The organism is Bacillus sp. ISL-34, from assembly GCF_018613325.1.
Lineage (GTDB): Bacteria > Bacillota > Bacilli > Bacillales > DSM-1321 > Peribacillus.
On the sequence record NZ_JAGGQJ010000027.1, the window covers coordinates 33475 to 57294 of the forward strand.

23 protein-coding genes and 2 tRNA genes are annotated in these 23820 nt (G+C 41.8%); 23 read left to right on the top strand and 2 right to left on the bottom strand.

Translation table 11 applies throughout. The annotated features are described in order from the left end of the window. The first annotated feature begins 220 nt into the window (after nucleotides 1-220). From J7E52_RS19480 to J7E52_RS19510, 7 genes are all read left to right on the top strand, one after another. The gene (locus J7E52_RS19480) at nucleotides 221-1843 is read left to right on the top strand and encodes a putative polysaccharide biosynthesis protein (protein WP_214750116.1); all 1623 of its coding nucleotides are present in this window, start codon (nucleotides 221-223) and stop codon (nucleotides 1841-1843) included. Further along, a complete protein-coding gene (yabN, locus tag J7E52_RS19485) occupies nucleotides 1836-3308 on the top strand; it encodes a bifunctional methyltransferase/pyrophosphohydrolase YabN (RefSeq protein WP_214750117.1) in 1473 nt (490 codons plus the stop codon). Before J7E52_RS19480 ends, yabN begins: the two co-directional genes overlap by 8 nt. Nucleotides 3309-3331: 23 nt before the next feature. Next, on the top strand, nucleotides 3332-3595 hold the full coding sequence (locus J7E52_RS19490) for an RNA-binding S4 domain-containing protein (RefSeq protein ID WP_034316386.1): 264 nt from the start codon (nucleotides 3332-3334) through the stop codon (nucleotides 3593-3595). A 76-nt stretch (nucleotides 3596-3671) separates the two neighbouring features. Then, nucleotides 3672-3980: a sporulation protein YabP gene (gene yabP, locus J7E52_RS19495; protein WP_214750118.1), complete on the top strand. Its 309-nt coding sequence runs from the start codon at nucleotides 3672-3674 to the stop codon at nucleotides 3978-3980. Continuing rightward, complete coding sequence (yabQ, locus tag J7E52_RS19500; protein WP_214750119.1) at nucleotides 3977-4609, top strand: spore cortex biosynthesis protein YabQ; 633 nt, start codon at nucleotides 3977-3979, stop codon at nucleotides 4607-4609. The genes yabP and yabQ overlap by 4 nt, the downstream gene beginning before the upstream one ends. Nucleotides 4610-4622: 13 nt before the next feature. Further along, nucleotides 4623-5009, top strand: a complete 387-nt coding sequence (locus tag J7E52_RS19505; protein WP_214750120.1) for an FtsB family cell division protein — start codon at nucleotides 4623-4625, stop codon at nucleotides 5007-5009. Between the two features lie 80 nt (nucleotides 5010-5089). Beyond that, nucleotides 5090-5545, top strand: a complete 456-nt coding sequence (locus J7E52_RS19510) for a S1 domain-containing RNA-binding protein (protein ID WP_063235924.1) — start codon at nucleotides 5090-5092, stop codon at nucleotides 5543-5545. Between the two features lie 164 nt (nucleotides 5546-5709). On the opposite strand, the gene J7E52_RS19515 is transcribed toward J7E52_RS19510, so the two are convergent. Both J7E52_RS19515 and J7E52_RS19520 read right to left on the bottom strand, forming a co-directional pair. Further along, nucleotides 5710-5781: transfer RNA gene (locus J7E52_RS19515), tRNA-Glu, on the bottom strand. Nucleotides 5782-5801: 20 nt separating this feature from the next. Beyond that, nucleotides 5802-5875, bottom strand: a tRNA-Met gene (locus J7E52_RS19520). Between the two features lie 327 nt (nucleotides 5876-6202). Between J7E52_RS19520 and spoIIE the strand changes: the two genes are divergently transcribed. The 16 genes from spoIIE (at nucleotide 6203) to lysS (ending at nucleotide 23380) form a co-directional block, all read left to right on the top strand. Then, nucleotides 6203-8677 carry a stage II sporulation protein E gene (gene spoIIE / locus J7E52_RS19525; RefSeq protein WP_214750121.1) on the top strand — a complete coding sequence of 825 codons (2475 nt, stop codon included), beginning with the start codon at nucleotides 6203-6205 and terminating at the stop codon, nucleotides 8675-8677. A 182-nt stretch (nucleotides 8678-8859) separates the two neighbouring features. Further along, entirely contained in the window at nucleotides 8860-9597 is a 738-nt protein-coding gene (locus J7E52_RS19530) for a VWA domain-containing protein (RefSeq protein WP_063235926.1), read from the top strand. Then, complete coding sequence (locus J7E52_RS19535; protein WP_214750131.1) at nucleotides 9566-10561, top strand: protein kinase domain-containing protein; 996 nt, start codon at nucleotides 9566-9568, stop codon at nucleotides 10559-10561. The genes J7E52_RS19530 and J7E52_RS19535 overlap by 32 nt, the downstream gene beginning before the upstream one ends. A gap of 93 nt (nucleotides 10562-10654) precedes the next feature. Beyond that, nucleotides 10655-12049 carry a tRNA lysidine(34) synthetase TilS gene (gene tilS, locus J7E52_RS19540; protein WP_214750122.1) on the top strand — a complete coding sequence of 465 codons (1395 nt, stop codon included), beginning with the start codon at nucleotides 10655-10657 and terminating at the stop codon, nucleotides 12047-12049. A gap of 32 nt (nucleotides 12050-12081) precedes the next feature. Next, nucleotides 12082-12621: a hypoxanthine phosphoribosyltransferase gene (hpt, locus tag J7E52_RS19545; protein ID WP_076373001.1), complete on the top strand. Its 540-nt coding sequence runs from the start codon at nucleotides 12082-12084 to the stop codon at nucleotides 12619-12621. A gap of 117 nt (nucleotides 12622-12738) precedes the next feature. After that, nucleotides 12739-14799: an ATP-dependent zinc metalloprotease FtsH gene (gene ftsH / locus J7E52_RS19550; protein ID WP_214750123.1), complete on the top strand. Its 2061-nt coding sequence runs from the start codon at nucleotides 12739-12741 to the stop codon at nucleotides 14797-14799. Nucleotides 14800-14957: 158 nt separating this feature from the next. Then, complete coding sequence (locus J7E52_RS19555) at nucleotides 14958-15737, top strand: type III pantothenate kinase (protein ID WP_063235928.1); 780 nt, start codon at nucleotides 14958-14960, stop codon at nucleotides 15735-15737. Nucleotides 15738-15763: 26 nt separating this feature from the next. Then, entirely contained in the window at nucleotides 15764-16645 is an 882-nt protein-coding gene (gene hslO / locus J7E52_RS19560) for an Hsp33 family molecular chaperone HslO (RefSeq protein ID WP_214750124.1), read from the top strand. A gap of 18 nt (nucleotides 16646-16663) precedes the next feature. Beyond that, entirely contained in the window at nucleotides 16664-17560 is an 897-nt protein-coding gene (locus tag J7E52_RS19565; protein WP_214750125.1) for a peptidyl-prolyl cis-trans isomerase, read from the top strand. Nucleotides 17561-17690: 130 nt separating this feature from the next. Continuing rightward, nucleotides 17691-18617, top strand: coding sequence for a cysteine synthase A (cysK, locus tag J7E52_RS19570; RefSeq protein ID WP_095394505.1), 927 nt, complete (start codon nucleotides 17691-17693; stop codon nucleotides 18615-18617). A 161-nt stretch (nucleotides 18618-18778) separates the two neighbouring features. Beyond that, nucleotides 18779-19615 carry a dihydropteroate synthase gene (folP, locus tag J7E52_RS19575; RefSeq protein WP_214750126.1) on the top strand — a complete coding sequence of 279 codons (837 nt, stop codon included), beginning with the start codon at nucleotides 18779-18781 and terminating at the stop codon, nucleotides 19613-19615. Nucleotide 19616: 1 nt separating this feature from the next. Next, nucleotides 19617-19976, top strand: coding sequence for a dihydroneopterin aldolase (gene folB / locus J7E52_RS19580; RefSeq protein ID WP_214750127.1), 360 nt, complete (start codon nucleotides 19617-19619; stop codon nucleotides 19974-19976). 2 nt (nucleotides 19977-19978) lie between these two features. After that, a complete protein-coding gene (gene folK / locus J7E52_RS19585) occupies nucleotides 19979-20506 on the top strand; it encodes a 2-amino-4-hydroxy-6-hydroxymethyldihydropteridine diphosphokinase (protein WP_214750128.1) in 528 nt (175 codons plus the stop codon). After that, the gene (locus J7E52_RS19590) at nucleotides 20458-20670 is read left to right on the top strand and encodes a helix-turn-helix domain-containing protein (protein WP_063235935.1); all 213 of its coding nucleotides are present in this window, start codon (nucleotides 20458-20460) and stop codon (nucleotides 20668-20670) included. Before folK ends, J7E52_RS19590 begins: the two co-directional genes overlap by 49 nt. 24 nt (nucleotides 20671-20694) lie before the next feature. Further along, nucleotides 20695-21693 carry a tRNA dihydrouridine synthase DusB gene (gene dusB, locus J7E52_RS19595; RefSeq protein WP_214750129.1) on the top strand — a complete coding sequence of 333 codons (999 nt, stop codon included), beginning with the start codon at nucleotides 20695-20697 and terminating at the stop codon, nucleotides 21691-21693. A gap of 187 nt (nucleotides 21694-21880) precedes the next feature. Next, entirely contained in the window at nucleotides 21881-23380 is a 1500-nt protein-coding gene (lysS, locus tag J7E52_RS19600) for a lysine--tRNA ligase (RefSeq protein ID WP_214750130.1), read from the top strand. Nucleotides 23381-23820: the final 440 nt, after the last annotated feature.

Below are 23820 nucleotides of genomic sequence, written 5' to 3' on the forward strand. Positions count from 1 at the left end.
TTGGACATGCATTCATATTTTTAATGATGGAAAGGGCAGCAATCGCGCTGTCCTTTTTGCTCTTTCTAAAAGGTTAACCGGATGGGAGCGGACATAATGAGGGGGATAATATTCTTTGAGGTGAATATGGAAATTAATTAACAGTATATCCGGGATTGAAAAATAACCACTAGAATTATGCTATAATAACTACCACATATGAGTGAAAAGGGGAAAAAGAATGGCTGAAAAGCCTTATAAAACATCAAATGAACTTTTTCGAGGTGCGCTGATTTTGAGCGCAGCAGCAATTATCGTAAAAGTATTGAGTGCGGCCTATCGCATACCTTATCAGAACATTGCGGGTGACGTCGGGTTTTATATCTATCAACAGGTCTATCCCTTTTACGGTGTTGCTTTTACATTATCAACACTTGGCTTTCCGGTAGTCATATCCAAACTTATTGCAGAACGGGAATCTTCCCAAAATGACTTTGCGGTCAAGGACATTTTAGTGACATCATTCGTCGTCTTAAGTTCGATAGGAGTCGTGATGTTTGCTGCACTGTTCCTTGGCGCTGAATGGATTGCTGGATGGATGAAGGATCCGCATTTAGCCGGCCTGCTGAGAATTGTTGCCTATTCCTATTTATTAATGCCGATTTCATCTATTTTAAGAGGCTATTTTCAAGGAATAAACGACATGTTACCGACGGCAAGTTCGCAGGTCGCTGAACAATGCATCCGTGTATTGACGATATTGGTCCTTTCCACAATACTCGTGTATCAGGGCTACTCTCCTTATATGGTCGGCAAGGGGGCGGTCCTCGGTTCGATAACCGGCGGCATAACTGGCCTGGTACTGCTTATTGCTTTCGTCATTTTAAGAGAAGAATGGAAGCTTTTTTTACGGATGAGAATCAAACCGGTAAATTTCATCAAAATTTCCAAAGTCCTGGTTTTCCAAGGGTTGGCCTTTTGCATAACTGGCTTGATCCTAATCTTGTTTCAGTTTGTCGATTCACTGCACCTGTATTCCCTGCTTAGGGAAACGGGGATGGGGGAAAAAGAAGCCAAAGAATGGAAAGGGGTATATGACCGAGGACAGCCTTTGCTTCAGCTAGGTACAGTCGTGGCTAATTCTTTTGCATTGGCGCTTGTACCTGTAATATCCGGATTCGTCCAGAGGAAAAGTGAACATGAATTGTTGAATAAGATCAAATTGGCGCTTCGTGTAAGTGCGACGATAGGACTGGCAGCTGCGATCGGGCTGGTGGTGACGATGAAGCCTGTCAATCATATGCTGTTCACGGATGTTAAAGGGACAATTACTTTAGCAATTTTCTCTTTATCGATTTTATTCACATCCGTCATAATGGCAGAAGCGGCAGTGATTCAAAGTTTAGGCTATTCATTCATACCGGTGATCATTACGCTTGTGGGGGTGGTCAGCAAGTGGGCTTTGAACCTTGTTCTGGTGCCTCATTACAAAATCGCGGGAGCAGCCTCGGCAACAGTGCTTGCGTTTATGATCATGACTGTATTATTTTATGTGGTATTGAGAGTACATATTAAAAAGACATTAATTGAAAAGAAACACGTGTTAATAATCTTGAAGAGTACGGTTTACATGGGTACGGCGGTTGTTTTATTCAATGGCTTATTCGAATGGGTGTCCTCAGGCGAGAGCCGGTTGCTAGCTACGATCCAAGCTTTGATCGGTGTAGGGATCGGTGCATCCGTTTTTGTGATGACCGCCCTTCGTGCAGGCTTATTTGGTGAAGAAGAACTTTCACTTATACCTGCAGGTTCAAAGCTTAAACGATTTATAATAACGAATAGGAGTATACGAAATCATGAATGAGATTACGATAATGGGCCTTGGTGCAGGGGATTTAGATCAGCTTCCACTAGGGATTTATAAAAAATTGCTACAAACGGAACAATGCTTCGTCAGAACGATTGATCATCCGGTAATCGGGGATTTGAAAAGGGAAGGGATCAATTTCACGGCGTTTGACGGGATATATGAAAAGCACGACCAATTTGAAGCGGTATATGAAGAAATTGCCGGAACATTATTGCAAGAGGCTTCAAACCGTTCCGTTCTATACGCAGTTCCGGGGCATCCTATGGTAGCGGAAAAAACGGTTCAGCTTTTGCTCGAAAAGGGTCCGGCTCTTGGAATAGCCATTAAGCTGGAAGGCGGGCAAAGTTTCCTTGATCCGTTGTTTCAGGCTGTTAAAATCGATCCGATTGAAGGGTTCCAGCTATTGGATGGAACAGATCTTTCACCAGATGATTTGCACATTACCCAGCATATGATAATCGGACAGGTGTATGACGCATTCAGTGCGTCCAATGTGAAGCTGACTTTAATGGAAAAGCTACCGGATGACTACGAGGTATATATCGTTACAGCGGCAGGGAGCAGTCAGGAAAAAGTGACAAAATGCGCTCTGTTCGAACTCGACCGTCAGCTGGAGTTAAGTAACTTGACGAGTGTTTATGTCCCGCCTGTTAGAGAAGAAGCTTTACGATATAGGGAGTTTTCTAAGCTGCGGCAGGTCATCGCGGAACTTAGAGGTCCTGACGGATGTCCTTGGGATAAGAAACAAACTCATGAAAGCTTGAAGAAATATCTAATAGAAGAGGCATATGAGCTGATTGATTCCATCGACGAAGAGGACGATGAGGGCATGGTTGGTGAACTTGGGGATGTCCTGCTTCAGGTGATGCTTCATTCACAAATCGGTGAAGATGAGGGCATGTTCACGATAGATGATGTGATTGAAGGCATTACGGCAAAAATGATTCGACGCCACCCACATGTATTCGGGGATGTTGAAGTGAACGGCGAGGAAGATGTATTGGTGAACTGGCAGAAAATCAAAGAAGATGAAAAAGGGAGCGAAACAAAAGCTCCGCAATCCATACTGGATGGGATTGAGAAATCGCTGCCAAACTTACTTCGGGCCGAAGAGTACCAAAAAAGGGCTGCGAAGGTTGGATTTGATTGGGATGAGGTTGCCGAAGCCTGGAAAAAGGTCAGGGAAGAAGTGCAGGAATTGGAAGTGGAAATATTAAGTCCGAACAGGGATGTCGATAGAATAAAATCAGAGCTGGGCGACCTCTTTTTTGCGCTTGTCAACATTTCACGTTATTATGACATACAAGCGGAAGAAGCCGTCTACAAAGCAAACCAGAAATTCCACCGGCGTTTTACATATATAGAAGAGTGCATTCAAAAGGCAGACAAAAAGTTTGAGGATTATACATTGGAAGAACTGGATTCATATTGGGATGAAGCAAAAGCTAAAGGACTTTAATTAAGGGAGAGATTTTAATGTCGATGAGATTGGATAAATTCCTAAAAGTTTCAAGGTTGATCAAGCGCCGTACACTTGCGAAAGAGGTTGCGGATAAAGGGAGAATCACGATTAACGGACAACAGGCCAAAGCAAGTTCGAATGTGAAAGATGGCGATGAATTGACTGTACGATTCGGTCAAAAGCTCGTTACGGTACGTGTCGATAAAATTCAAGAAACGACGAAAAAAGAAGCGGCTGCGGATATGTATACCATCGTAAAGGAAGAAAAGCTAGCGGAGGAGTAAGGACAGGCTTGGTTCTAATTCCGCTCTTACAGACATACACTTGTACAAAATCAGTGGTACTGTGAGGGATGAAAAAATGAGCCAATATATTGATCCGAATGCTGGTTACACAAAGGGAACGATCCAAGAGCATGATGTAACGATGAAAGGCCGCCGTTTACTTGATATTACCGGCGTCAAACAAGTTGAAAGTTTTGATAATGAGGAGTTTCTGCTCGAAACTGTAATGGGATTTTTATCTATCCGGGGCCAAAACTTGCAAATGAAGAATTTAGACGTTGATAAAGGCATCGTGTCCATTAAGGGCAAGATTTTCGACCTTGTTTATTTAGATGAGCAATCAGGGGAGAAAGCTAAAGGCTTCTTTGGCAAATTGTTCAAATGACCTTAACGATCCAATTTTATACGTTGCTTGCGATGATAGGCATGGGCAGTGGCTTTGGAGCTGCCCTGGATACGTATAGCAGGTTCCTGAAACGTTCAGAAAGGAAAAGGTGGATTGTATTCATCCATGACTTCCTTTTCTGGATCATTCAGGGTCTCCTTATTTTTTATGTTTTGTTTTTAGTGAATGAGGGAGAGTTTCGTTTCTATTTATTTTTGGCCTTATTATGCGGTTTTTCAGCTTATCAAGCACTTTTAAAAGGTTTTTATCAACGTTTTTTAGAGTTTTTGATAATACTTGTGATAAAGTTGGCGAGATTTATAACGAATTCGGTTCACATGCTGATATTTGTTCCGATAAAATGGGTAATAGTATCTGTAATAGCTATCATCATCGGGATAGGAAAGCTCGTTTTAGCAATATTAAAATGGGCGGGGAAAATACTTCTCTTTATTTTGAATATATTATGGAGGCCATTAAAATGGATTCTGGCTTATATATGGAATTTATTGCCGGTTTTTGTTACGAAAAACGTCGGGAAGTTTTATAATAAAGGAAAAGGGATTTTATTGAAAATAAAGAATTCTATATTTAGAACGCTAAATAGATGGAGAAATAAAAAGAAATGAGGAGCGATAAAAAATGAGTAGCCTGCGTAAAAGGAAAGTGGCAAAAATAGAAAATCCCTACGTCGCTCAACAAGAGAAAAAAGTACAAACCGTAGAAAAAAAGAAGCGTGGTCTAATGCGTAGATTAACTCTTTACTCAATTTTCGCAGCTGTCTTTTTGATTTTTGCCGTTTCAACCCTCATAACGCAAAATGTTGCACTGGATGAGAAAGTTAAACAGAAGGAAGAATTGAAGGGAAAGTTAGCTGAATTGAAAAAAGATGAGACCCTTCTTAAAGAAGAAATCGTAAAGCTTAATGACGACGACTATATAGCGAAAATAGCCAGACGGGATTATTTCTTATCTGAAAAAGGTGAAATCATATTTACCCTTCCAAAAGGGAAGGAAGATAGTGACTAATATTGACACTGTTTTTTTACTTTCGTTATAATATAGAGTGAAGAGATTTTTTAACATTTCTAAGGAGGAACATTTTTTTTATGTCAATCGAAGTAGGCAGCAAGTTACAAGGTAAAGTAACAGGCATAACTAATTTTGGTGCATTTGTAGAGCTACCTCAAGGTTCAACCGGTCTTGTCCATATCAGTGAAGTGGCTGATAACTATGTCAAGGATATCAATGATCATTTAAAAGTGGGCGATACAGTTGAGGTGAAAGTCATCAATGTTAAAGATGGCAAGATTGGCTTGTCCATAAAAAAAGCGATAGACCGTCCTGAAGGTGAGCAAAAACCTGCATACACACCACGTCCGCGCCAAGGAAGAGGGAATGACAGCCGTTCCAAAGACTTCCGCTCGAAAGGTAATAGTTTCCAACCCAAGGAAAACTTTGAGCAAAAAATGGCTAAATTCTTAAAAGATAGCGAAGACCGCTTAACGACCCTTAAACGTAGCACCGAAACGAAACGGGGAGGTCGAGGAGGACGACGCGGATAAAACTGCTGCTGAAAATAATAGTTTAGCAACCTTTCTGTGAAATTATTCATAGTGTAGATAAAGGCAAGCTTGCCGGCTTGTCTTCTTTTAATTATCAACGACATAAAAAAAGCGCCTCTGTACACTTACTGTGATAAGTGTGCAGAGGCGCTTTTTTTATTTGATGACCCGTACGGGATTCGAACCCGTGTTACCGCCGTGAAAGGGCGGTGTCTTAACCGCTTGACCAACGGGCCGTTTTTTTCATGATAAAGGATAGCGGCAGAGGGGATCGAACCCCCGACCTCACGGGTATGAACCGTACGCTCTAGCCAGCTGAGCTACGCCGCCATAATAGTAAGTGCTACTGAAGCACAAGTTATATCTTACATTCGTGAAGTATAAATGTCAACAAAAAAAATAAAGTTTGTCGGTTTCCATTTCCTGATTATTTATTCGTGTTATTTTCCGCAAAAATAACCTAAAAACTTTGCTTTTCTTCAAAAAAAAAAGAACACCCGTTTCTGTATTGGAAAAAAAGGCACAAAAACCTGTATACAAATGATTGTTCAAGAAGAATTTCGTCGAACGTTTTTCATATCCGCTTATAAAATTCTGACAAAAAAATAGACAAGCCCTCTATATAATAAAAATCACTAATACGAATGGGGTGTTGAAATGGAAAAAGTAGAAAGACCTATGATGGAACCTCTTGGAGATGTTCAGTTAAAAGAAGCGAAGGCAGGGGCCATCAATTGGATCCAACAACTGCAAATGAAGACGGAAGACATATTCATAAAAAAAGGTATCTCTTTAGCAATTATCGGTTTTTTATTAGGACGGGCTTTAATTCTTTCGCAGCTGGCACCATTTGGACTTCCGTTTTTCGCCGCCGTGTTTCTCATGAGACGTGACAGGGCACCGCTTGCTTTATTCGGATTGATTGCAGGCGGGCTGACCGTTCACTATTCTAATAGTTTAGTTATCTTTGCATCGGCGTTCCTGCTCCTGTTATTTCATAAGATCAAGAAGCCCGCCGTGGAGGGACAATTCAAGACGATGTCGATGTACGTCTTTGCTTCACTATTCCTGGTCAACCTGGCCGAGCAATATCTGGTATTTCGAACGATTCAGCTGTACGACTTGATGATGATAGGAGTAGAGGCGGGACTCGCAATGATACTAACCTTAATCTTCATACAGTCCATCCCGCTGCTGACCGTTCGGACAAAGTCCCAATCATTAAAGACGGAGGAAATCGTCAGCATCATCATCTTGCTGGCTTCGGTGATGACCGGAACCATCGGCTGGATGATATACGATTTATCACTCGACCATATATTCTCGCGATACCTGGTCCTCCTCTTCGGGCTGGCGGGAGGGGCCGCCATAGGCTCCACTGTCGGTGTAGTTACTGGATTGATATTCAGCTTGGCAAGTATTGCAAGTCTTTATCAAATGAGCCTTCTCGCATTTTCCGGGCTTCTGGGCGGTTTGTTGAAGGAGGGAAGGAAGATAGGGGTTGCCGCAGGTCTCTTGATTGCTACGTTACTGATAGGTTTATATGGTGAGGGCACCAACAATATAATGGTGACCCTCTATGAATCACTTATAGCTGTGGCCCTATTTATATTGACACCGTCATCCATAATCAACAAAATAGCGAAACATATACCGGGAACAGTCGAGAATTCTGATGAACAGCAGCAGTATGCCCGAAAAGTGAGGGATGTCACCGCCCAAAGGGTGGAGCAATTCTCACATGTATTTGAGGCGCTCTCTAATAGCTTTTCCCAAGTGGATGAAAGGGGAAGATTGGAGGAAGATGAGAAAGAATTCGACTACTTCTTAAGTAATGTAACGGAAAAGACGTGCCAGCTCTGTTTTAAAAAGGAACAGTGCTGGTCCAAGAACTTTAATACAACCTATGACGGCATGCAGGAAATCATGCTTCAATTAAGTGAAAATAATGGTCAGCTCCCCCAAAAGACTTCGAAGGAATGGGGGAAATATTGTAGCCGCGGGCCCCAGGTCATTGGGGCGATATCACAGGAACTTACTTATTTTGAAGCCAACCAAAAATTAAAAAGGCAGGTGAAGGAAAGCCGGAAACTAGTGGCGGATCAACTGCGGGGCGTTTCTGCAGTAATGGATGATTTTGCGAAAGAAATTCAAAGGGAAAGGAAGAATCATCATGTACATGAAGAATCCATTTTGGAAGCCATCCAGGATTTTGGCCTGCACATAGGGTATGTAGAAATATACAGTCTGGAACAAGGGAATGTTGATATAGAGATGAGTGTCCCATACTGCCAGGGCAGAGGGGAATGTGAAAAGTTGATTGCACCCATGCTTTCTGACATTTTAGGGGAAACAATAGTCGTTCATTCAGAAGAGTGTGCAACGTATCCAAACGGGCAATGTGAGGTGATATTTAGGTCAGCAAAAAAATTCACGGTCGAAACGGGTGTGGCTCATGCTGCCAAGGGGGGAGGGCTTGTATCAGGAGATAGTTATACGACCATGGAAATTGGCTGCGGCAAATTCGCAATAGCCATTAGTGATGGAATGGGAAATGGGGAAAGGGCCCATTTTGAAAGTACAGAGACATTGAAGCTGCTTCAAAAATTTTTACAATCGGGAATAGAAGAAAAAATAGCCATTAAATCCGTAAACTCCGTATTATCTCTACGCACTACCGATGAAATATTTTCGACTCTTGATTTGGCAATGATTGATCTTCAGGACGCAAGGGCTAAGTTTTTAAAAATCTGTTCGATACCGAGTTTCATTAAAAGGGGGGATAGGATAATAAAAATTGAATCAAGTAACCTCCCCATGGGGATCATCCAGGATTTCGATGTTGATGTTGTATCAGAAGAGCTGAAGGCAGGGGATATACTAATCATGATGAGCGATGGTGTGTTCGATGGCCCCTCACATGTCGAAAACATCGAGTTCTGGCTTAAACGAAAAATCAAGGAAATGGAAACGGACGATCCGCAGGAAATCTCTGATTTAATATTGGAAGAGGTCATCCGGACAAAAGGGATCATAGATGATGACATGACAGTGGTAACATCGAAAATTAAGCATAACACACCGAAATGGGCATCCATTCCCGTTTCTCCAAAACGCAAAAAGGCCCAGTAGGGGCCGTTTATATATATTAAATAAAACCAAAAATGAGGTGGTGAAATGGAAGACGGATAAAAGGTAAAGAGATTTTTCAATCACTCCACTCCATGATGTGACTTGATGCGATGTCATTAGCGTATAAATTCCCCCTTTTTAGTCAATTATGGTAACAAATTGATAGGAAGGGAGAGCAAAACATGAAAGCAGGAACATTAAGACAGATTTTGCTTATAACCGACGGATGTTCAAATCATGGTGAGGAGCCGTCTGCCATGGCTGAATTAGCAAGGGAGCAAGGCATAACCATCAATGTTATAGGTGTCATGGAAAATGATGTGATAGATGAAAAGGGGCTTAAGGAAATCGAGAAGATTGCTGGTTCAGGAGGTGGCGTAAGTCAAATAGTCTATGCCCAGCAGTTGTCCCAAACCGTCCAAATGGTGACCCAAAAGGCAATGACTCAAACTATACAGGGAGTTATCAATCGCGAACTTCAACAAATACTTGGAGATTCAAAAACGATGGAGGATCTTCCGCCGGATAAACGAGGAGAAGTGATGGAGGTGGTCGATGAGCTTGGGGAAACAAGCAAGCTCGAAGTGCTGATTCTTGTTGATACCAGTGCAAGCATGAAACATAAACTGCCTACAGTAAAAGATTCCTTATTAGATCTTTCCCTTAGTATGAATGCAAGAATGGGTGACAGCCGTTTTTCCGTATTCGTATTTCCTGGGAAAAGAAATGATGTTGAAAAGTTGCTGGATTGGACCCCGAACCTTGAAGCCTTGACGGCAACTTTTCCTAAGCTTAGTACAGGAGGACTCACTCCGACAGGTCCAGCCATTCGTGAAGCTTTAACATATTTCAATAAAAAACGTTCATTGAGGGGATTGTTATCACATGATGATGAACAATACTTTGAGGAATCAATGTAAACTCCTGCCTGGCAGTTTGGTCACTGGAAAATGGAATAAAAACCAGTACAAAATAATTAAGGAATTGGGGTGTGGAGCGAACGGGATCGTCTATTTGGTTGAAAGCAAAAATCGTCATTATGCTTTAAAGCTCAGTGATAATGGGACATCCATTATTTCGGAGATGAATATCCTAAAATCCTTTTCAAAGGTCCAGGGGTCTACCCTTGGACCTTCCTTTTTGGAAGCGGATGATTTCATGAAAACAGGAAAGCAGCTCCCTTTTTATGTCATGGAATATATCCACGGACACGATTTTTTGCGTTTCATCGATAAGAAAGGGCCATCGTGGATTGGAGTCTTAATGCTTCAGCTTTTAACCAGCTTGTCTGCCTTGCATACCAATGGCTGGGTGTTCGGGGATTTAAAACCTGAGAATTTGATCGTGACTTCACCAGCCTATAAGGTGAGGTGCGTGGATGTAGGCGGAACCACCTTAATTGGGCGATCTGTTAAAGAATTCACCGAGTTCTTTGACAGGGGTTACTGGGGACTTGGTTCAAGAAAGGCCGATCCGCAATATGACTTGTTCGCTGTGGCGATGATTATAATCAATTCTGCCTATCCTGGACGTTTCCACAAGCAAGGGGAGGGGTATAAACAGCTTAACGACTTGATTAAGCAGAAAAAGGAATTGCGCCCATATAGAAAGATGCTGGATAAAGCACTCCACGGGCAGTATGATTCTGCCCTCCAAATGCGGGAGGATTTGGTCACGGTGCTAAGTAAGCAAAATCACTCGAAGAAAAAGGGTCCGACTCAGGCAGTGACGGGTCAGCCACAAACAATGCAACCTGCAACGAGACAAGCAAGAAGGTCCCAAAACCAATCAAAAAAGAAAAGTGGCGGTTTTTTTGAAACTTTTTTGCTGGTTGCCATCATATCGATGCTCTATGTTCTTTACATATATGAACAGTTGTTATGATATAGTAAATAGGTGAATACCATGGAATATTTGAAACCATTTCATGATTGAATCGTATAAAACTAATGCCTGTTCATAAAGAAGGAAGATTGTATGTTAAAGGAAAAAGTTTTGAGCACCATTTATAGAAACGAATTGATTAAGGAAAACTCGAAGTTGCTAATAGGCGTTTCCGGAGGACCGGATTCATTGGTGCTTCTCCATATCCTTAAGGAAATTCAATCTCTTTTTCATTACGAGATGATCGTTGCAAGTGTTGACCATATGTTTCGTGGTGAAGAATCCTATGAGGATTATAAATACGTTGAGCATATATGTGAACGGTGGGGCATTGCATTTGAGGGAAAAAGGATCGATGTTCCTGCCCGGATGAAACAGACGGGGGAAAGTTCACAAATAACATCGAGAAAGTTGCGTTTTGCCTTCTATGAGGAAATGATGGATAAGCATCAGGCCTCCACTCTTGTCCTGGGGCATCATGGCGATGATCAAATCGAAACGATGCTCATGCGTTTAACAAGAGGGGCTACAGGTAAGGCTAGGGCAGGCATTCCTATAAAGAGACGTTTCCATACCGGGAATCTGATCAGACCTTTTCTTGAAATCACGAAAAGCCAAATAATCGAATATGCGGGCCTTCATGATATTGAACCGAGGTTTGATCCGAGCAATGAAACGGGTGTCTATGCAAGAAATCGTTTTAGACATGAAGTCCTACCGTTTTTAAAGAAAGAAAATGGAAAGGTTCATGAGCATTTTCAACGATTCAGTGAAGAGCTTTATGAAGATGAAGAGTTTTTTTTGAACCTGGTTTCAGGCAAAATGTCCGAGGTTTGGATCACACAGGATAAAGATCAAGCGGTTATTCAGATTGATAAGGTTCTCGCGATGCCTAAACCTTTACAAAGAAGGGCGATTCAACTAATATTAAACTATCTTTATTTGGAGAGACCTTCATCGCTTTCGGCATTACATATTGACCAACTTTTAGTTTTGTTTTTGAATCCTCAACCATCTGCAGAATTGCATCTTCCGGAGGGCCTTATTGCGGAAAAATCATATCATACTTGCACTTTTAGATTTTTTCGGCAAGAAAGCCATAAATATTCCTTTAAATTACAAATTCCCGGTGAGACTATTCTTCCGAATGGATATAAGATTAAAGCGCACTATATAAAAGAAGAAATTCCGGTACTTAGAGGAAATCATTCTTTTATACTTCCCGAATCAGCTGTTCAGTTCCCTCTTACAGTCCGAACCAGGAATGAAGGCGAACGGATGGCCGTCAAGGGATTGGGTGGAACTAAAAAGTTAAAGGATATTTTTATTAATGAAAAGATTCCGATGCTAGAAAGAAATGTGTGGCCGGTCATCATCGATCAAACGGGAACGGTCATTTGGCTACCTGGTTTAAAGAAATCGAATGTTGAGCCGGATATAATTTCTGATGAAAAATCTTTAATCTACTTAGAATATAAAAAAGCTTAATTCTTCATGGGGGGCAATTAATTACAATGACCATGCAAAACGACATTGAAAAGGTTTTAATATCAGAGGAAGAACTTCAAAAGAAAATCAGGGAATTGGGTGCGCAGCTTGAAGCTGATTACCAAGGTAAGTTCCCGTTGGCCATCGGAGTGCTGAAAGGCGCCATGCCATTTATGTCAGATTTACTGAAACGCGTTGATACACACCTTGAAATGGACTTTATGGATGTTTCAAGCTATGGTAACTCCACTGTATCTTCCGGTGAAGTGAAAATCATCAAGGATCTTGATACATCAGTTGAAGGCCGGGATATTTTAATCATCGAAGATATTATCGACAGCGGTTTAACTCTTAGCTATCTTGCGGAACTTTTCCGTTATCGAAAAGCAAAATCAATTAAAATCGTTACCTTATTGGATAAACCAACAGGCAGGAAAGCGGATATCACTCCGGACTATGCCGGGTTCATCGTTCCGGATGCATTTGTTGTCGGATATGGTCTTGATTTTGCGGAAAAGTATCGTAATCTCCCGTATATTGGCATATTGAAGCCTGAAATTTACTCGAATTAATCGTACCTGTTTGAAAGGGAAGACCAGATAAAAACAGCGGTGTTAAATTATTGTAATTCATTAATTTTGTATGATAGTATTTACTATAGTTTGTTTACCCGTGGGAGGAGGTAAGGGATGAATCGGATCTTCCGTAATACTATATTTTATTTACTGATCTTTTTGGTCATCATTGGGATTGTAAGCATTTTTAATAATAACAATGAACCAACGGAGAAAATGACCCAAGATGAATTCTATACGCATTTGGAGAATGGGGACGTTACATCACTGACGATGCAGCCCGAAAGCAGTGTATTTGAAATCACAGGAAAGCTCAAAGGTTATGAGGAAAACAAATTCTTTGTGACTTACGTGCCTTTCAGTGAATATTCGCAAAGCCGAATCAATGATGCCGTAACCAAGTTGGATAAGGACATCATCACTGTTGAACCTCCAGAAAAAACAAGTGGCTGGGTGACATTTTTCACTTCCATCATTCCATTTGTAATCATTTTTATCCTCTTCTTCTTTTTACTGAACCAAGCTCAAGGCGGCGGTGGTGGCCGCGTCATGAACTTCGGGAAAAGTAAGGCGAAATTGTATAATGATGATAAGAAAAAAGTACGCTTCAATGATGTTGCCGGAGCGGACGAGGAAAAGCAGGAACTTGTCGAGGTCGTCGAATTCTTGAAAGATCCTCGCAAATATGCCGAGCTTGGAGCCCGTATTCCAAAAGGGGTACTTTTAGTTGGGCCTCCTGGTACAGGTAAAACTTTACTTGCACGAGCAGTAGCTGGTGAAGCCGGAACTCCTTTCTTCTCAATCAGTGGTTCTGATTTTGTTGAGATGTTTGTGGGTGTCGGTGCATCCCGTGTTCGTGATTTGTTTGAAAATGCTAAGAAGAATGCACCGTGTATCATCTTTATCGATGAAATCGATGCAGTCGGACGTCAGCGTGGCGCAGGTCTTGGTGGCGGTCACGATGAACGTGAACAGACATTGAACCAATTACTGGTGGAAATGGATGGCTTCGGCGGTAATGAAGGAATCATAATCATCGCTGCGACTAACCGTGCTGATGTATTGGATCCGGCATTATTGCGTCCGGGACGTTTTGACCGTCAAATAACGGTAGGGCGCCCTGATGTCAAGGGCCGTGAAGAAGTGCTGAAAGTGCATGCACGCAATAAACCTTTAGCAGAGACAGTCGATTTGAAAGCGATCGCTCAGCGTACTCCAGGATTTTCTGGTGCTGATCTTGAAAACTTACTGAATGAAGCGGCGCTTGTAGCTGCCCGTCAAGATAAGAAGAAGATCGACATGTCCGATTTGGATGAAGCTTCGGATCGCGTTATCGCCGGACCTGCCAAGAAAAACCGTGTCATTTCCAAAAAGGAAAGAAATATCGTAGCGTGGCATGAAGCAGGCCATACCATTATTGGATTGGTTCTGGATGATGCCGAAGTCGTTCATAAAGTTACGATTGTCCCTCGTGGTCAAGCTGGCGGTTATGCAGTCATGCTGCCGAAAGAAGATCGTTTCTTCATGACGGAACCTGAGCTTAAGGATAAAATCGTAGGGCTATTGGGTGGCCGTGTAGCCGAAGAAGTTACATTCGGAGAAGTGAGTACCGGTGCGCATAACGACTTCCAGCGTGCAACGGGCATAGCTCGGAGCATGGTCATGGAATATGGCATGAGTAAACTCGGACCACTTCAATTCGGTAACTCTCAAGGTCAGGTATTCCTAGGCCGCGATTTCAACAATGATCAAAACTATTCAGATGCAATAGCATATGAAATCGATCTTGAAATTCAACGTATCATCAAGGAAGCTTACGAAAGATGTAAGACGATACTTACTGAAAATCGTGAAAAACTTGATTTGGTTGCAAAAACCTTGCTTGAAGTGGAAACACTTGATGCTGAACAAATCAAAAGTTTATTCCATAATGGTAAATTGCCAGAACGTGACTATACGGCTCTGAATGGGAATTTAACCACTGATGAGAATGTCAAGGTGAACATCAATAAGAAGAAGGAAGAAAAAGAGGCCCTATTAGATCCATTGGATAAAAGAGGACCTGAGGACCTTGAAATAACGGAGGAAGGATTGAATACTCCTCCAATCAAAGAAGGTGCACCTCAAGATCAGCCGCTTTCCTTCCCGAACGAAGATGACAATAAAAAGTCTTAAGTTGACTAAATTCAAAAGGGTATTTCCGCCTCGGAAATACCCTTTTCTTAACTCTTATGATAAAGTTTTTGGGATACCTTTCGAGAAGTGCGTCTAATAGCGTGGGAAATAACAGTGTGGTATGATGTTGGAGAATAATTTACCGGAGTGATGAAACGATGATTTTTGTATTGGATGTTGGGAATACGAATACCGTATTAGGCGTATACGATGAAGATATTTTAAAATATCATTGGCGAATTGAGACTAACCGTCACAAGACAGAAGATGAGTATGGAATGGTCATAAAGTCTTTGCTGCAACATGAAGGTCTTTCGTTTGATCAATTTGATGGAATCATTATTTCTTCGGTAGTTCCGCCAATTATGTTTGCGCTTGAACGCATGTGTAAAAAATACTTTGGAATTAAACCGCTAATAGTTGGACCTGGAATAAAAACTGGATTGAATATTAAATACGAAAATCCCCGTGAGGTGGGAGCGGACCGAATCGTTAATGCTGTTGCAGGCATTCAGGAATATGGAAGCCCTCTCATTATCGTGGATTTTGGCACGGCAACGACATATTGCTACATAAATGAGGATAAACAATACATGGGCGGAGCCATTGCTCCGGGTATAAATATTTCTACTGAAGCACTTTATTCAAAGGCAGCCAAACTTCCAAGAATTGAAATCAGCCGGCCGGAAGGGATTATTGGGAAAAATACGGTATCCGCCATGCAGGCTGGCATTTTGTATGGGTATGTTGGACAGGTAGAAGGAATCGTAAATCGAATTAAGGCGCAAAGTAATCTAGAACCAACGGTAATAGCGACAGGCGGACTGGCTACCTTAATTGCTAATGAGTCCACTGTGATTGACGTTGTGGAGCCATTTTTGACCTTGAAGGGGCTGCAGCTGATTTATAAACGTAATCGTGAGCAAGTGAAGAAGTAATACAAAGCGTGGAAGGAGCAAAATAAATGAAGGATTATCTAATAAAGGCGTTAGGCTATGAAGGACAGGTTCGGGCATATGCCGTTTCAACAACAGACACCGTAGGAGAAGCTCAGCGACGCCATTATACGTGGCCTACTGCTTCTGCTGCCCTTGGACGGGCCATGACGGCAGGAGTTATGATGGGCGGGATGTTAAAAGGTGAAGAAAAACTGACGATTAAAATCGAGGGCGGTGGACCGATTGGTTCCATCCTGGTCGACAGCAATGCAAAGGGAGAAGTCCGCGGATATGTCACTCACCCGCAAACCCACTTTGATTTGAATGAGCAAGGAAAGCTGGATGTAAGGAGAGCGGTGGGTACCGATGGATTGTTGACTGTCGTCAAGGATATTGGTCTTCGTGATAATTTTTCGGGGCAAGTACCGCTTGTATCGGGAGAGTTAGGTGAAGATTTCACTTATTACTTTGTTACTTCCGAACAGGTGCCATCATCTGTGGGGGTTGGGGTCCTGGTGAATCCGGATAATTCAATCCTTGCAGCGGGTGGATTTATCATTCAGTTGATGCCGGGTACATCAGAAGATACGATTTCCAAAATCGAAAATCGACTAAGCACGATAACTCCTGTTTCCAAGATGATTCAAAGTGGCATGACTCCTGAAGAAATCCTAACCGAAATTTTAGGTGAGGGCAATGTGAATATACTAGAAAAAATGGATGTCCAATTCTCCTGTCAATGTTCTAGGGAAAGAATTGCCAATGCATTGATTAGCCTAGGGCAAGCTGAGATTCGGGATATCATCGAGACAGACGGACAAGCGGAGGCACATTGTCATTTTTGTAATCAGACCTACCAATTCTCGAAGGAAGAACTCGAGGAACTGGAAGCGGAAACCAAAAAATAAATTACGGGGGATAAGGGTTTGCCAAAACAAAAGCTTCGGGCGATTATTGCTGGCCTTGCCTTGTTGAACCTATTGACTATCATTATCTTTGTCATAAAACCACTAATCATTTCAAAAACCGTCATTGGGGAAGAAACGGCCGCAAAGGTTGGATCCAAGGATATTTCCCGGGAAGCATGGATAAATGAGCTCGAAAAAAGATATGGGGAAGATGTACTTGAGGAAATGGTCGATAAAGAGGTAGTGAAACAGGCAGCTGAAAAATACAAAGTGAAAACTTCGGATGAAGAGCTTGATCGGGAACTTAAAATGATGAAAACGATGTATGGGACTGCCGGTCAGAACCTTAATAAAACCAACGATCAACTGAGGCAGGAAATTCAGTCGAGTCTCCTCCTCGAGAAGCTCCTCACCAAGGACGTTTCGGTTTCCGAAACGGCAATGCGAAGTCATTATGATAATAATAAGGATATCTACAGAATTCCTACTGCTTTCCATATTTCCCATATTACCACGTCTACAAAAAAGCAGGCAGACCAAATCATACGTGAACTGGAGAAAGGTGTCTCCTTTGATGTCTTGGCGATGGAAAAGTCCCTTGATGAATTCACTGCCAATCAAGGAGGCGACATGGGTTATATCTCCCAGGATAACGAGCAAGTCTCCAAGGAATACATTACCGCTGCCGAGAAATTGAAGGTGAAAAAGTGGAGTGATGCAATCCAAACGGAGGATGGCTGGGCGGTTCTCTATCTGCATGAAAGAATAGAGGGCAAGCAGTATGAATATGAAGAAGTTAAAGACAAGATTCACCGCCAAATAGCTCTTGAACAGATTCAGGCACCGGTCTCAGGGAAAATTTTCTGGGACGAATTTGATGTAGAATGGTTTTATGGAGTGAAAGAAGAAAAGTAGTTCAATGGTTGTGTAAGAAAATTTAGAATATAGTATATAATCATTGACAATGAACTATTAAAACTGGTAACTTTAAAATTATAAAACCAATAAACATACTCGGTATTGAAATGATAAGGGAGTGGAGAAAATGGCACGTATAGCTAATTCTGTAATCGATTTAATTGGACAAACACCTATTGTTAAGTTAAACAAGCTTCAAAATGAAAACAGTGCAGATATTTATTTGAAACTTGAGTATTTTAACCCGGGCAGCAGTGTAAAAGACCGTATCGCCCTTGCGATGATCGAAGCTGCAGAAAAAAATGGTACCCTTAAGCCAGGTGATACGATCATTGAACCTACAAGCGGAAATACGGGAATAGGACTGGCGATGGTAGCTGCGGCAAAGGGCTATAAATCAATTCTGGTTATGCCGGAGACGATGAGCCTGGAACGCCGTAACTTGCTTCGCGCTTATGGGGCAGAATTAGTTCTTACTCCTGGGCCTGAAGGAATGAAGGGTGCAATCGCAAAGGCGACTGAGCTGTCTAAAGAAAAAGGTTACTTCATTCCACAGCAATTCGAAAACGAAGCCAACCCTGAAGTTCATCGGAACACTACAGGCCCTGAAATCGTTGAAGCCTTTGGAGATGAAGGCCTGGATGCATTCGTTGCCGGAATCGGTACTGGCGGAACCATAACTGGTGCTGGTGAAGTCCTGCGTGAAAAATTCCCTGACATTAAAATTTACGCTGTTGAACCTGCGGACTCTCCAGTATTATCGGGCGGGACTCCAGGACCTCATAAAATCCAAGGAATCGGAGCGGGCTTCGTTCCTAGTATTTTGAATACAGATCTCTATGACGAAATCATTCAAGTCAATACAGAGGAATCGTTTGATTATGCCCGCCGCGCAGCAAAAGAAGAAGGAATCCTTGGTGGAATTTCTTCTGGAGGCGCAATTGCAGCTGCCATTAAAGTGGCTGACAAACTGGGGAAAGGCAAAAAGGTCCTTGCCATCATACCGAGTAATGGTGAACGTTACTTAAGTACACCATTATATAACTTTGAGTAAGAACAGGCACTAAATGAGAAGCGAAGTTCCTTGGGGACTTTGCTTTTCTTTATGTAGTAAAGCCTGCTGGAGTGTTCCAAATCTTCATTGAGCTTGCACTATGCCTATGTAAATGGGTAAACTCGTATATATAGATTTCTATAGGTGAAGGAGAACGTTGGATGTCATTAGCTGGAGCGTCAAAAATAAAATGCGGTTCATTTGATTTGGATTACAGCAATAAAACCTTAATTATGGGGATTTTGAATGTCACGCCGGATTCCTTTTCGGATGGCGGGAAATATAATCGGATAGATGCCGCTTTGAAGCATGCTGAACGGATGGTCAACGAAGGAGCGGATATATTGGATGTAGGCGGGGAGTCCACCCGTCCTAACTATGAGAGGATATCGGATGAAGAGGAAATAGAGAGAGTCGCCCCAATTATTGAAGCGATATCCCGTAATATTGAGATTCCAATATCGGTCGATACGTATAAATCAAGAGTAGCAGAAGAGGCGGTAAAAGCGGGGGCCCATATATTAAATGACATTTGGGGAGGTAAAGCCGATTCCTTGATGTCAAGGGTTGCTGCGGAATATAAGGTGCCGATTATCTTGATGCATAACAGGGATAATATGGATTATGGACATTTTGTCCGGGATGTACTTCAAGATTTATTCGAAAGCATCATGATGGTAAAGGATGCGGGAGTCAAGGATGAAAACATCATTCTCGATCCGGGTATTGGCTTTGCGAAGGATTTAAAGTTGAATTTGGAAATGATGAGGAATCTTGATAAGCTGGTATCATTAGGATATCCCGTGCTGCTAGCCACATCAAGAAAATCCATGATTGGACATGTTCTGGACCTGCCGCCTAGTGAGAGGATGGAAGGAACAGCCGCCACAATCTGCCATGGCATTCAACAAGGCTGTCAAATGGTTCGTGTACATGATGTGAAGGAAATGGCACGGACTGCAAAGATGATGGATGCTCTATTAGGAAAAGGTGAATGAAATGGATAAGATATATGTGAATAAAATGGAGTTTTACGGTTATCATGGAGTTTTTCCGGAAGAAACGAAGCTTGGTCAGCGGTTTAAAGTGGATTTAATCGTCCATACTGATTTAGCCAAGGCTGGGAAGAGTGACAACCTTGAAGACTCAATCAACTATGGTGAGTTATATGAAGTGTGTAAAAGTGTTGTGGAGGGAGAACCTTTTAAGTTAGTGGAAGCTGTCGCTGAAAAAATTGCCTCTGAACTACTTAATAAATATTCTTCCATCGAGACATGCACCGTGAAGGTTTATAAACCAGATCCTCCTATAGCAGGTCACTATGATTCAGTTGCTATAGAGATTGTAAGGGGACGCTGATCTTGGTAAATATTGCTTACCTTTCAATAGGGTCGAACTTAGGGGATCGCCTTGATACATTCCAAAGAGCTTTCCAATTATTGTCTAAGAATCCTCATATCAAGTTGGCGGGCTGCTCTTCTTTATATGAAACAGACCCGATAGGATATGAAGAACAGGACTGTTTTTTAAATGCTGTCCTTAAAGTGGAAACCGATTTAGAACCCGAAAAATTACTTCACGTTTGTATGAAAATCGAACAAGATTTAGGGAGAAAAAGGGAAATTAGGTGGGGGCCTCGTACTTTAGACCTTGACATTTTGTTATATAATCAAGAAAATATTGAGACAGAGATTCTTTCAGTCCCGCACCCTCGTATGCACGAGAGGGCTTTTGTTATCGTGCCTTTAATGGAAGTGGACCCTGATATATCACTTCCGCAAATGCATGCACCTTTGAGCGACCTGCTTGAACAGATTTCGGATAAAGAAGGAGTTCGATTATGGAAGGTGAAAAATGGGGAAGGCGTATTCGCGCTTTTCGAAAGTTAAAGGGTTATACCCAGGAAGGGTTTGCGAAAGAAATAGGTGTTTCCGTTTCCTTGTTGGGAGAAGTCGAACGAGGAAACCGCAACCCTTCAGAAGCATTTTTACTGGAAGTGGCGGAAATTCTTCATGTTTCCATTGAGGAGCTTCAGCCGCCTGAGGATAAATGAAAGAATGTTTTAGGAGGTCACAACGTGTTAAAAATAGGCGACATAGAAATGAAGAATCCGGTAGTGCTGGCACCGATGGCGGGAGTCTGTAACTCGGCATTCCGCTTGACCGTCAAGGAATTTGGTGCTGGCCTTGTTTGTGCGGAGATGGTCAGTGACAAGGGAATCGTACTTCAAAATGCTAAAACGATGAATATGCTTTATATAGATGAAAGAGAAAAGCCGTTAAGTTTACAAATCTTTGGCGGTGAAAAGAAATCTTTGGTCGAAGCAGCACAGTTTGTAGATAAAAATACAAATGCTGACATCATTGATATCAACATGGGCTGCCCTGTACCTAAAATCACTAAATGTGATGCGGGTGCGAAGTGGCTTCTCGATCCAAACAAAATTTATGAGATGGTTTCAGCGGTGGTTGATGCCGTTGAAAAGCCGGTAACGGTGAAAATGCGCATAGGCTGGGATGACGAGCATGTTTTTGCGATTCAAAATGCTCAGGCTGTTGAACGCGCAGGTGGTAAAGCTGTTTCCATGCATGGCAGGACACGAGTTCAAATGTATGAAGGAAAAGCTAACTGGGACATCATCCGTGAAGTGAAGAATTCGATTAATATTCCCCTTATCGGTAACGGTGATGTGGAAACTCCACAGGATGCGGAAAGAATGCTGAAGGAAACGGGTGTTGATGGAGTCATGATCGGACGTGCAGCTCTAGGTAACCCGTGGATGATTTACCGGACTGTAAAATATCTAGAAACCGGTCAATTGATGGATGAACCTTCAGTTCGTGAAAAAATGGACGTTTGCGTGCTTCATATGGATCGTCTGATTGCGTTGAAAAATGAAATTGTCGCTGTTCGTGAAATGCGTAAGCATGCTTCTTGGTATTTAAAGGGTGTTAAAGGGAATGCTAAGGCTCGTAAAGGAATTAATGATTGTGAAACAAGGGAAGATGTGGTTAAGCTTCTTTATGGACTTGTTGATGATATTGAAGCGAAGCAACAAAATATCCAAATGGTCTGATGTTTGACATTACCTTCCTGTTTTCCTATAATACGCTTATCTTTAACTGCCAGTAATCCTGGCAGTTTTTATATGTACATACACATGTTTTAAGATAAAAAGCTGTTGAATTCCTTTACTTTATGTAAGAATAAATATGTATGCAAAAGAATTTCTGATTAATTATATAAGGCATTTATTAATAAAGATGGAGATGATTTTCGTGAGTCATGAAGAATTGAATGACCAACTGCAGGTAAGGCGCGATAAAATGCAGGCCATGATTGACAATGGACAAGACCCTTTCGGGAGCAGGTTCGAACGCACACATAACACTCAGGAGATAATCAGTGCTTATGGTGAATTAGAAAAGGAAGATCTTGAAGAAAAAGAAATTGAAGTTACGATCGCTGGCCGTGTCATGACGAAGCGCGGAAAAGGTAAAGCGGGATTTGCCCATATCCAGGATATTAGCGGTCAAATCCAAATCTACGTCCGTTTGGATAACATAGGGGAAGATTCTTACCAAATTTTCAACCAAACGGATCTTGGCGATATCGTGGGGGTAACTGGCGTTATTTTCAAAACGAAAGTCGGGGAACTTTCCATTAAAGCAAAAGAATATGTGTTCCTTGCTAAAGCACTGCGCCCGTTACCTGATAAATTTCATGGCTTAAAGGATGTTGAAGAGCGTTATCGGAAACGTTATGTCGATTTAATTACAAATGAGGAAAGTAAAAATACATTGATCATGCGCAGTCGTATTGTACAAGCCATGAGACGGTATTTGGACGATCATGGATACCTTGAAGTGGAGACGCCGCTATTGCACTCTGTTGCTGGTGGAGCCGCTGCACGCCCTTTCCTTACTCACCATAATGCCTTGGATATGCCTTTGAATTTAAGGATTGCCATTGAACTTCATCTAAAACGCTTAATCGTTGGCGGATTGGAGAAAGTATATGAAATTGGCCGGGTTTTCAGAAATGAAGGAGTGTCCACAAGGCACAACCCAGAATTCACTTTGATCGAATTATACGAGGCTTATGCGGATTACCAAGATATCATGAGTTTAACGGAAAACCTGATTGCCCATATAGCTCAAGAAGTTCTTGGGACGACTTCCATCCATTATGGGGAGTATGAGATAGAGTTAAAACCGGAGTGGAAACGACTTCACATGGTTGACGCTGTAAAAGAATATACTGGTGTGGACTTCTGGACTGAAATGAGTAAAGAAGAAGCCCAGCAGCTTGCTAAAGAAAATGGGATTGAAATTAAGGAATCCATGGAGTTCGGCCATATCGTAAATGAATTCTTTGAACAAAAGGTGGAAGATAAGCTAATTCAACCTACATTCATTTATGGACATCCAGTGGAAATATCTCCTTTAGCAAAAAAAAATCCGGAAGATTCCCGTTTCACAGATCGTTTTGAGTTATTCATTGTAGGTAGAGAGCACGCTAATGCCTTCACTGAACTTAATGATCCTATTGATCAACGTCAACGCTTTGAAGCTCAATTAAAAGAGCGAGAGCAGGGTAATGATGAAGCTCATGAAATGGATGAAGATTTCTTGGAGGCGTTAGAATACGGAATGCCGCCGACTGGTGGACTGGGAATTGGTGTTGACCGTTTGGTTATGCTATTGACCAATTCTCCTTCTATACGTGACGTCCTGTTATTCCCTTTAATGAGACATCGCTAATATAAGTTTTATTTGCAGGGCCGAATTCGGATGGCTGGGATCATTGGGCGTAGCTCTTGATCCTGGTAAGTCCAATTCGGTTTTTGTTTTTTAATTATAATTTCATGTCTTTCAATAGATTGCAGTTCTAGGGTTTGAAAGAAAAATAACATTATCTCAAAAAAACTTTATAAAAGGTATTGCGCAGTTAACGTAAAGGTGTTATATTTATATCTGTCGTTACGAACGAGTTGCAAACAGATTACAAACTTTAAAAAGTTTTAAAAAAGTTGTTGACTCAGAGTAATGAAAATGTTATTATAAATAAGCTGTTTCGAAAGACATTGCTCTTTGAAAACTGAACAAAACAAAGCGCCAACGTTAAATTTTAAGTGAGCACACACTATCAAAAAAGCAAATGAGCAAGTCAAACATTTCTTCGGAGAGTTTGATCCTGGCTC

Coding starts and splice junctions, on each gene's coding strand:
- yabQ (WP_214750119.1), top strand. CDS start 3,977: ATGACCTTAACGATCCAATTTTATACGTTGCTTGCGATGATAGGCATG.
- J7E52_RS19535 (WP_214750131.1), top strand. CDS start 9,566: ATGATGAACAATACTTTGAGGAATCAATGTAAACTCCTGCCTGGCAGT.
- ftsH (WP_214750123.1), top strand. CDS start 12,739: ATGAATCGGATCTTCCGTAATACTATATTTTATTTACTGATCTTTTTG.
- J7E52_RS19590 (WP_063235935.1), top strand. CDS start 20,458: ATGGAAGGTGAAAAATGGGGAAGGCGTATTCGCGCTTTTCGAAAGTTA.
- spoIIE (WP_214750121.1), top strand. CDS start 6,203: ATGGAAAAAGTAGAAAGACCTATGATGGAACCTCTTGGAGATGTTCAG.
- tilS (WP_214750122.1), top strand. CDS start 10,655: ATGTTAAAGGAAAAAGTTTTGAGCACCATTTATAGAAACGAATTGATT.
- folP (WP_214750126.1), top strand. CDS start 18,779: ATGTCATTAGCTGGAGCGTCAAAAATAAAATGCGGTTCATTTGATTTG.
- yabP (WP_214750118.1), top strand. CDS start 3,672: ATGAGCCAATATATTGATCCGAATGCTGGTTACACAAAGGGAACGATC.
- J7E52_RS19480 (WP_214750116.1), top strand. CDS start 221: ATGGCTGAAAAGCCTTATAAAACATCAAATGAACTTTTTCGAGGTGCG.
- hslO (WP_214750124.1), top strand. CDS start 15,764: ATGAAGGATTATCTAATAAAGGCGTTAGGCTATGAAGGACAGGTTCGG.
- J7E52_RS19530 (WP_063235926.1), top strand. CDS start 8,860: ATGAAAGCAGGAACATTAAGACAGATTTTGCTTATAACCGACGGATGT.
- J7E52_RS19505 (WP_214750120.1), top strand. CDS start 4,623: ATGAGTAGCCTGCGTAAAAGGAAAGTGGCAAAAATAGAAAATCCCTAC.
- folB (WP_214750127.1), top strand. CDS start 19,617: ATGGATAAGATATATGTGAATAAAATGGAGTTTTACGGTTATCATGGA.
- J7E52_RS19490 (WP_034316386.1), top strand. CDS start 3,332: ATGAGATTGGATAAATTCCTAAAAGTTTCAAGGTTGATCAAGCGCCGT.
- cysK (WP_095394505.1), top strand. CDS start 17,691: ATGGCACGTATAGCTAATTCTGTAATCGATTTAATTGGACAAACACCT.
- hpt (WP_076373001.1), top strand. CDS start 12,082: ATGCAAAACGACATTGAAAAGGTTTTAATATCAGAGGAAGAACTTCAA.
- lysS (WP_214750130.1), top strand. CDS start 21,881: ATGGAGATGATTTTCGTGAGTCATGAAGAATTGAATGACCAACTGCAG.
- J7E52_RS19510 (WP_063235924.1), top strand. CDS start 5,090: ATGTCAATCGAAGTAGGCAGCAAGTTACAAGGTAAAGTAACAGGCATA.
- J7E52_RS19555 (WP_063235928.1), top strand. CDS start 14,958: ATGATTTTTGTATTGGATGTTGGGAATACGAATACCGTATTAGGCGTA.
- yabN (WP_214750117.1), top strand. CDS start 1,836: ATGAATGAGATTACGATAATGGGCCTTGGTGCAGGGGATTTAGATCAG.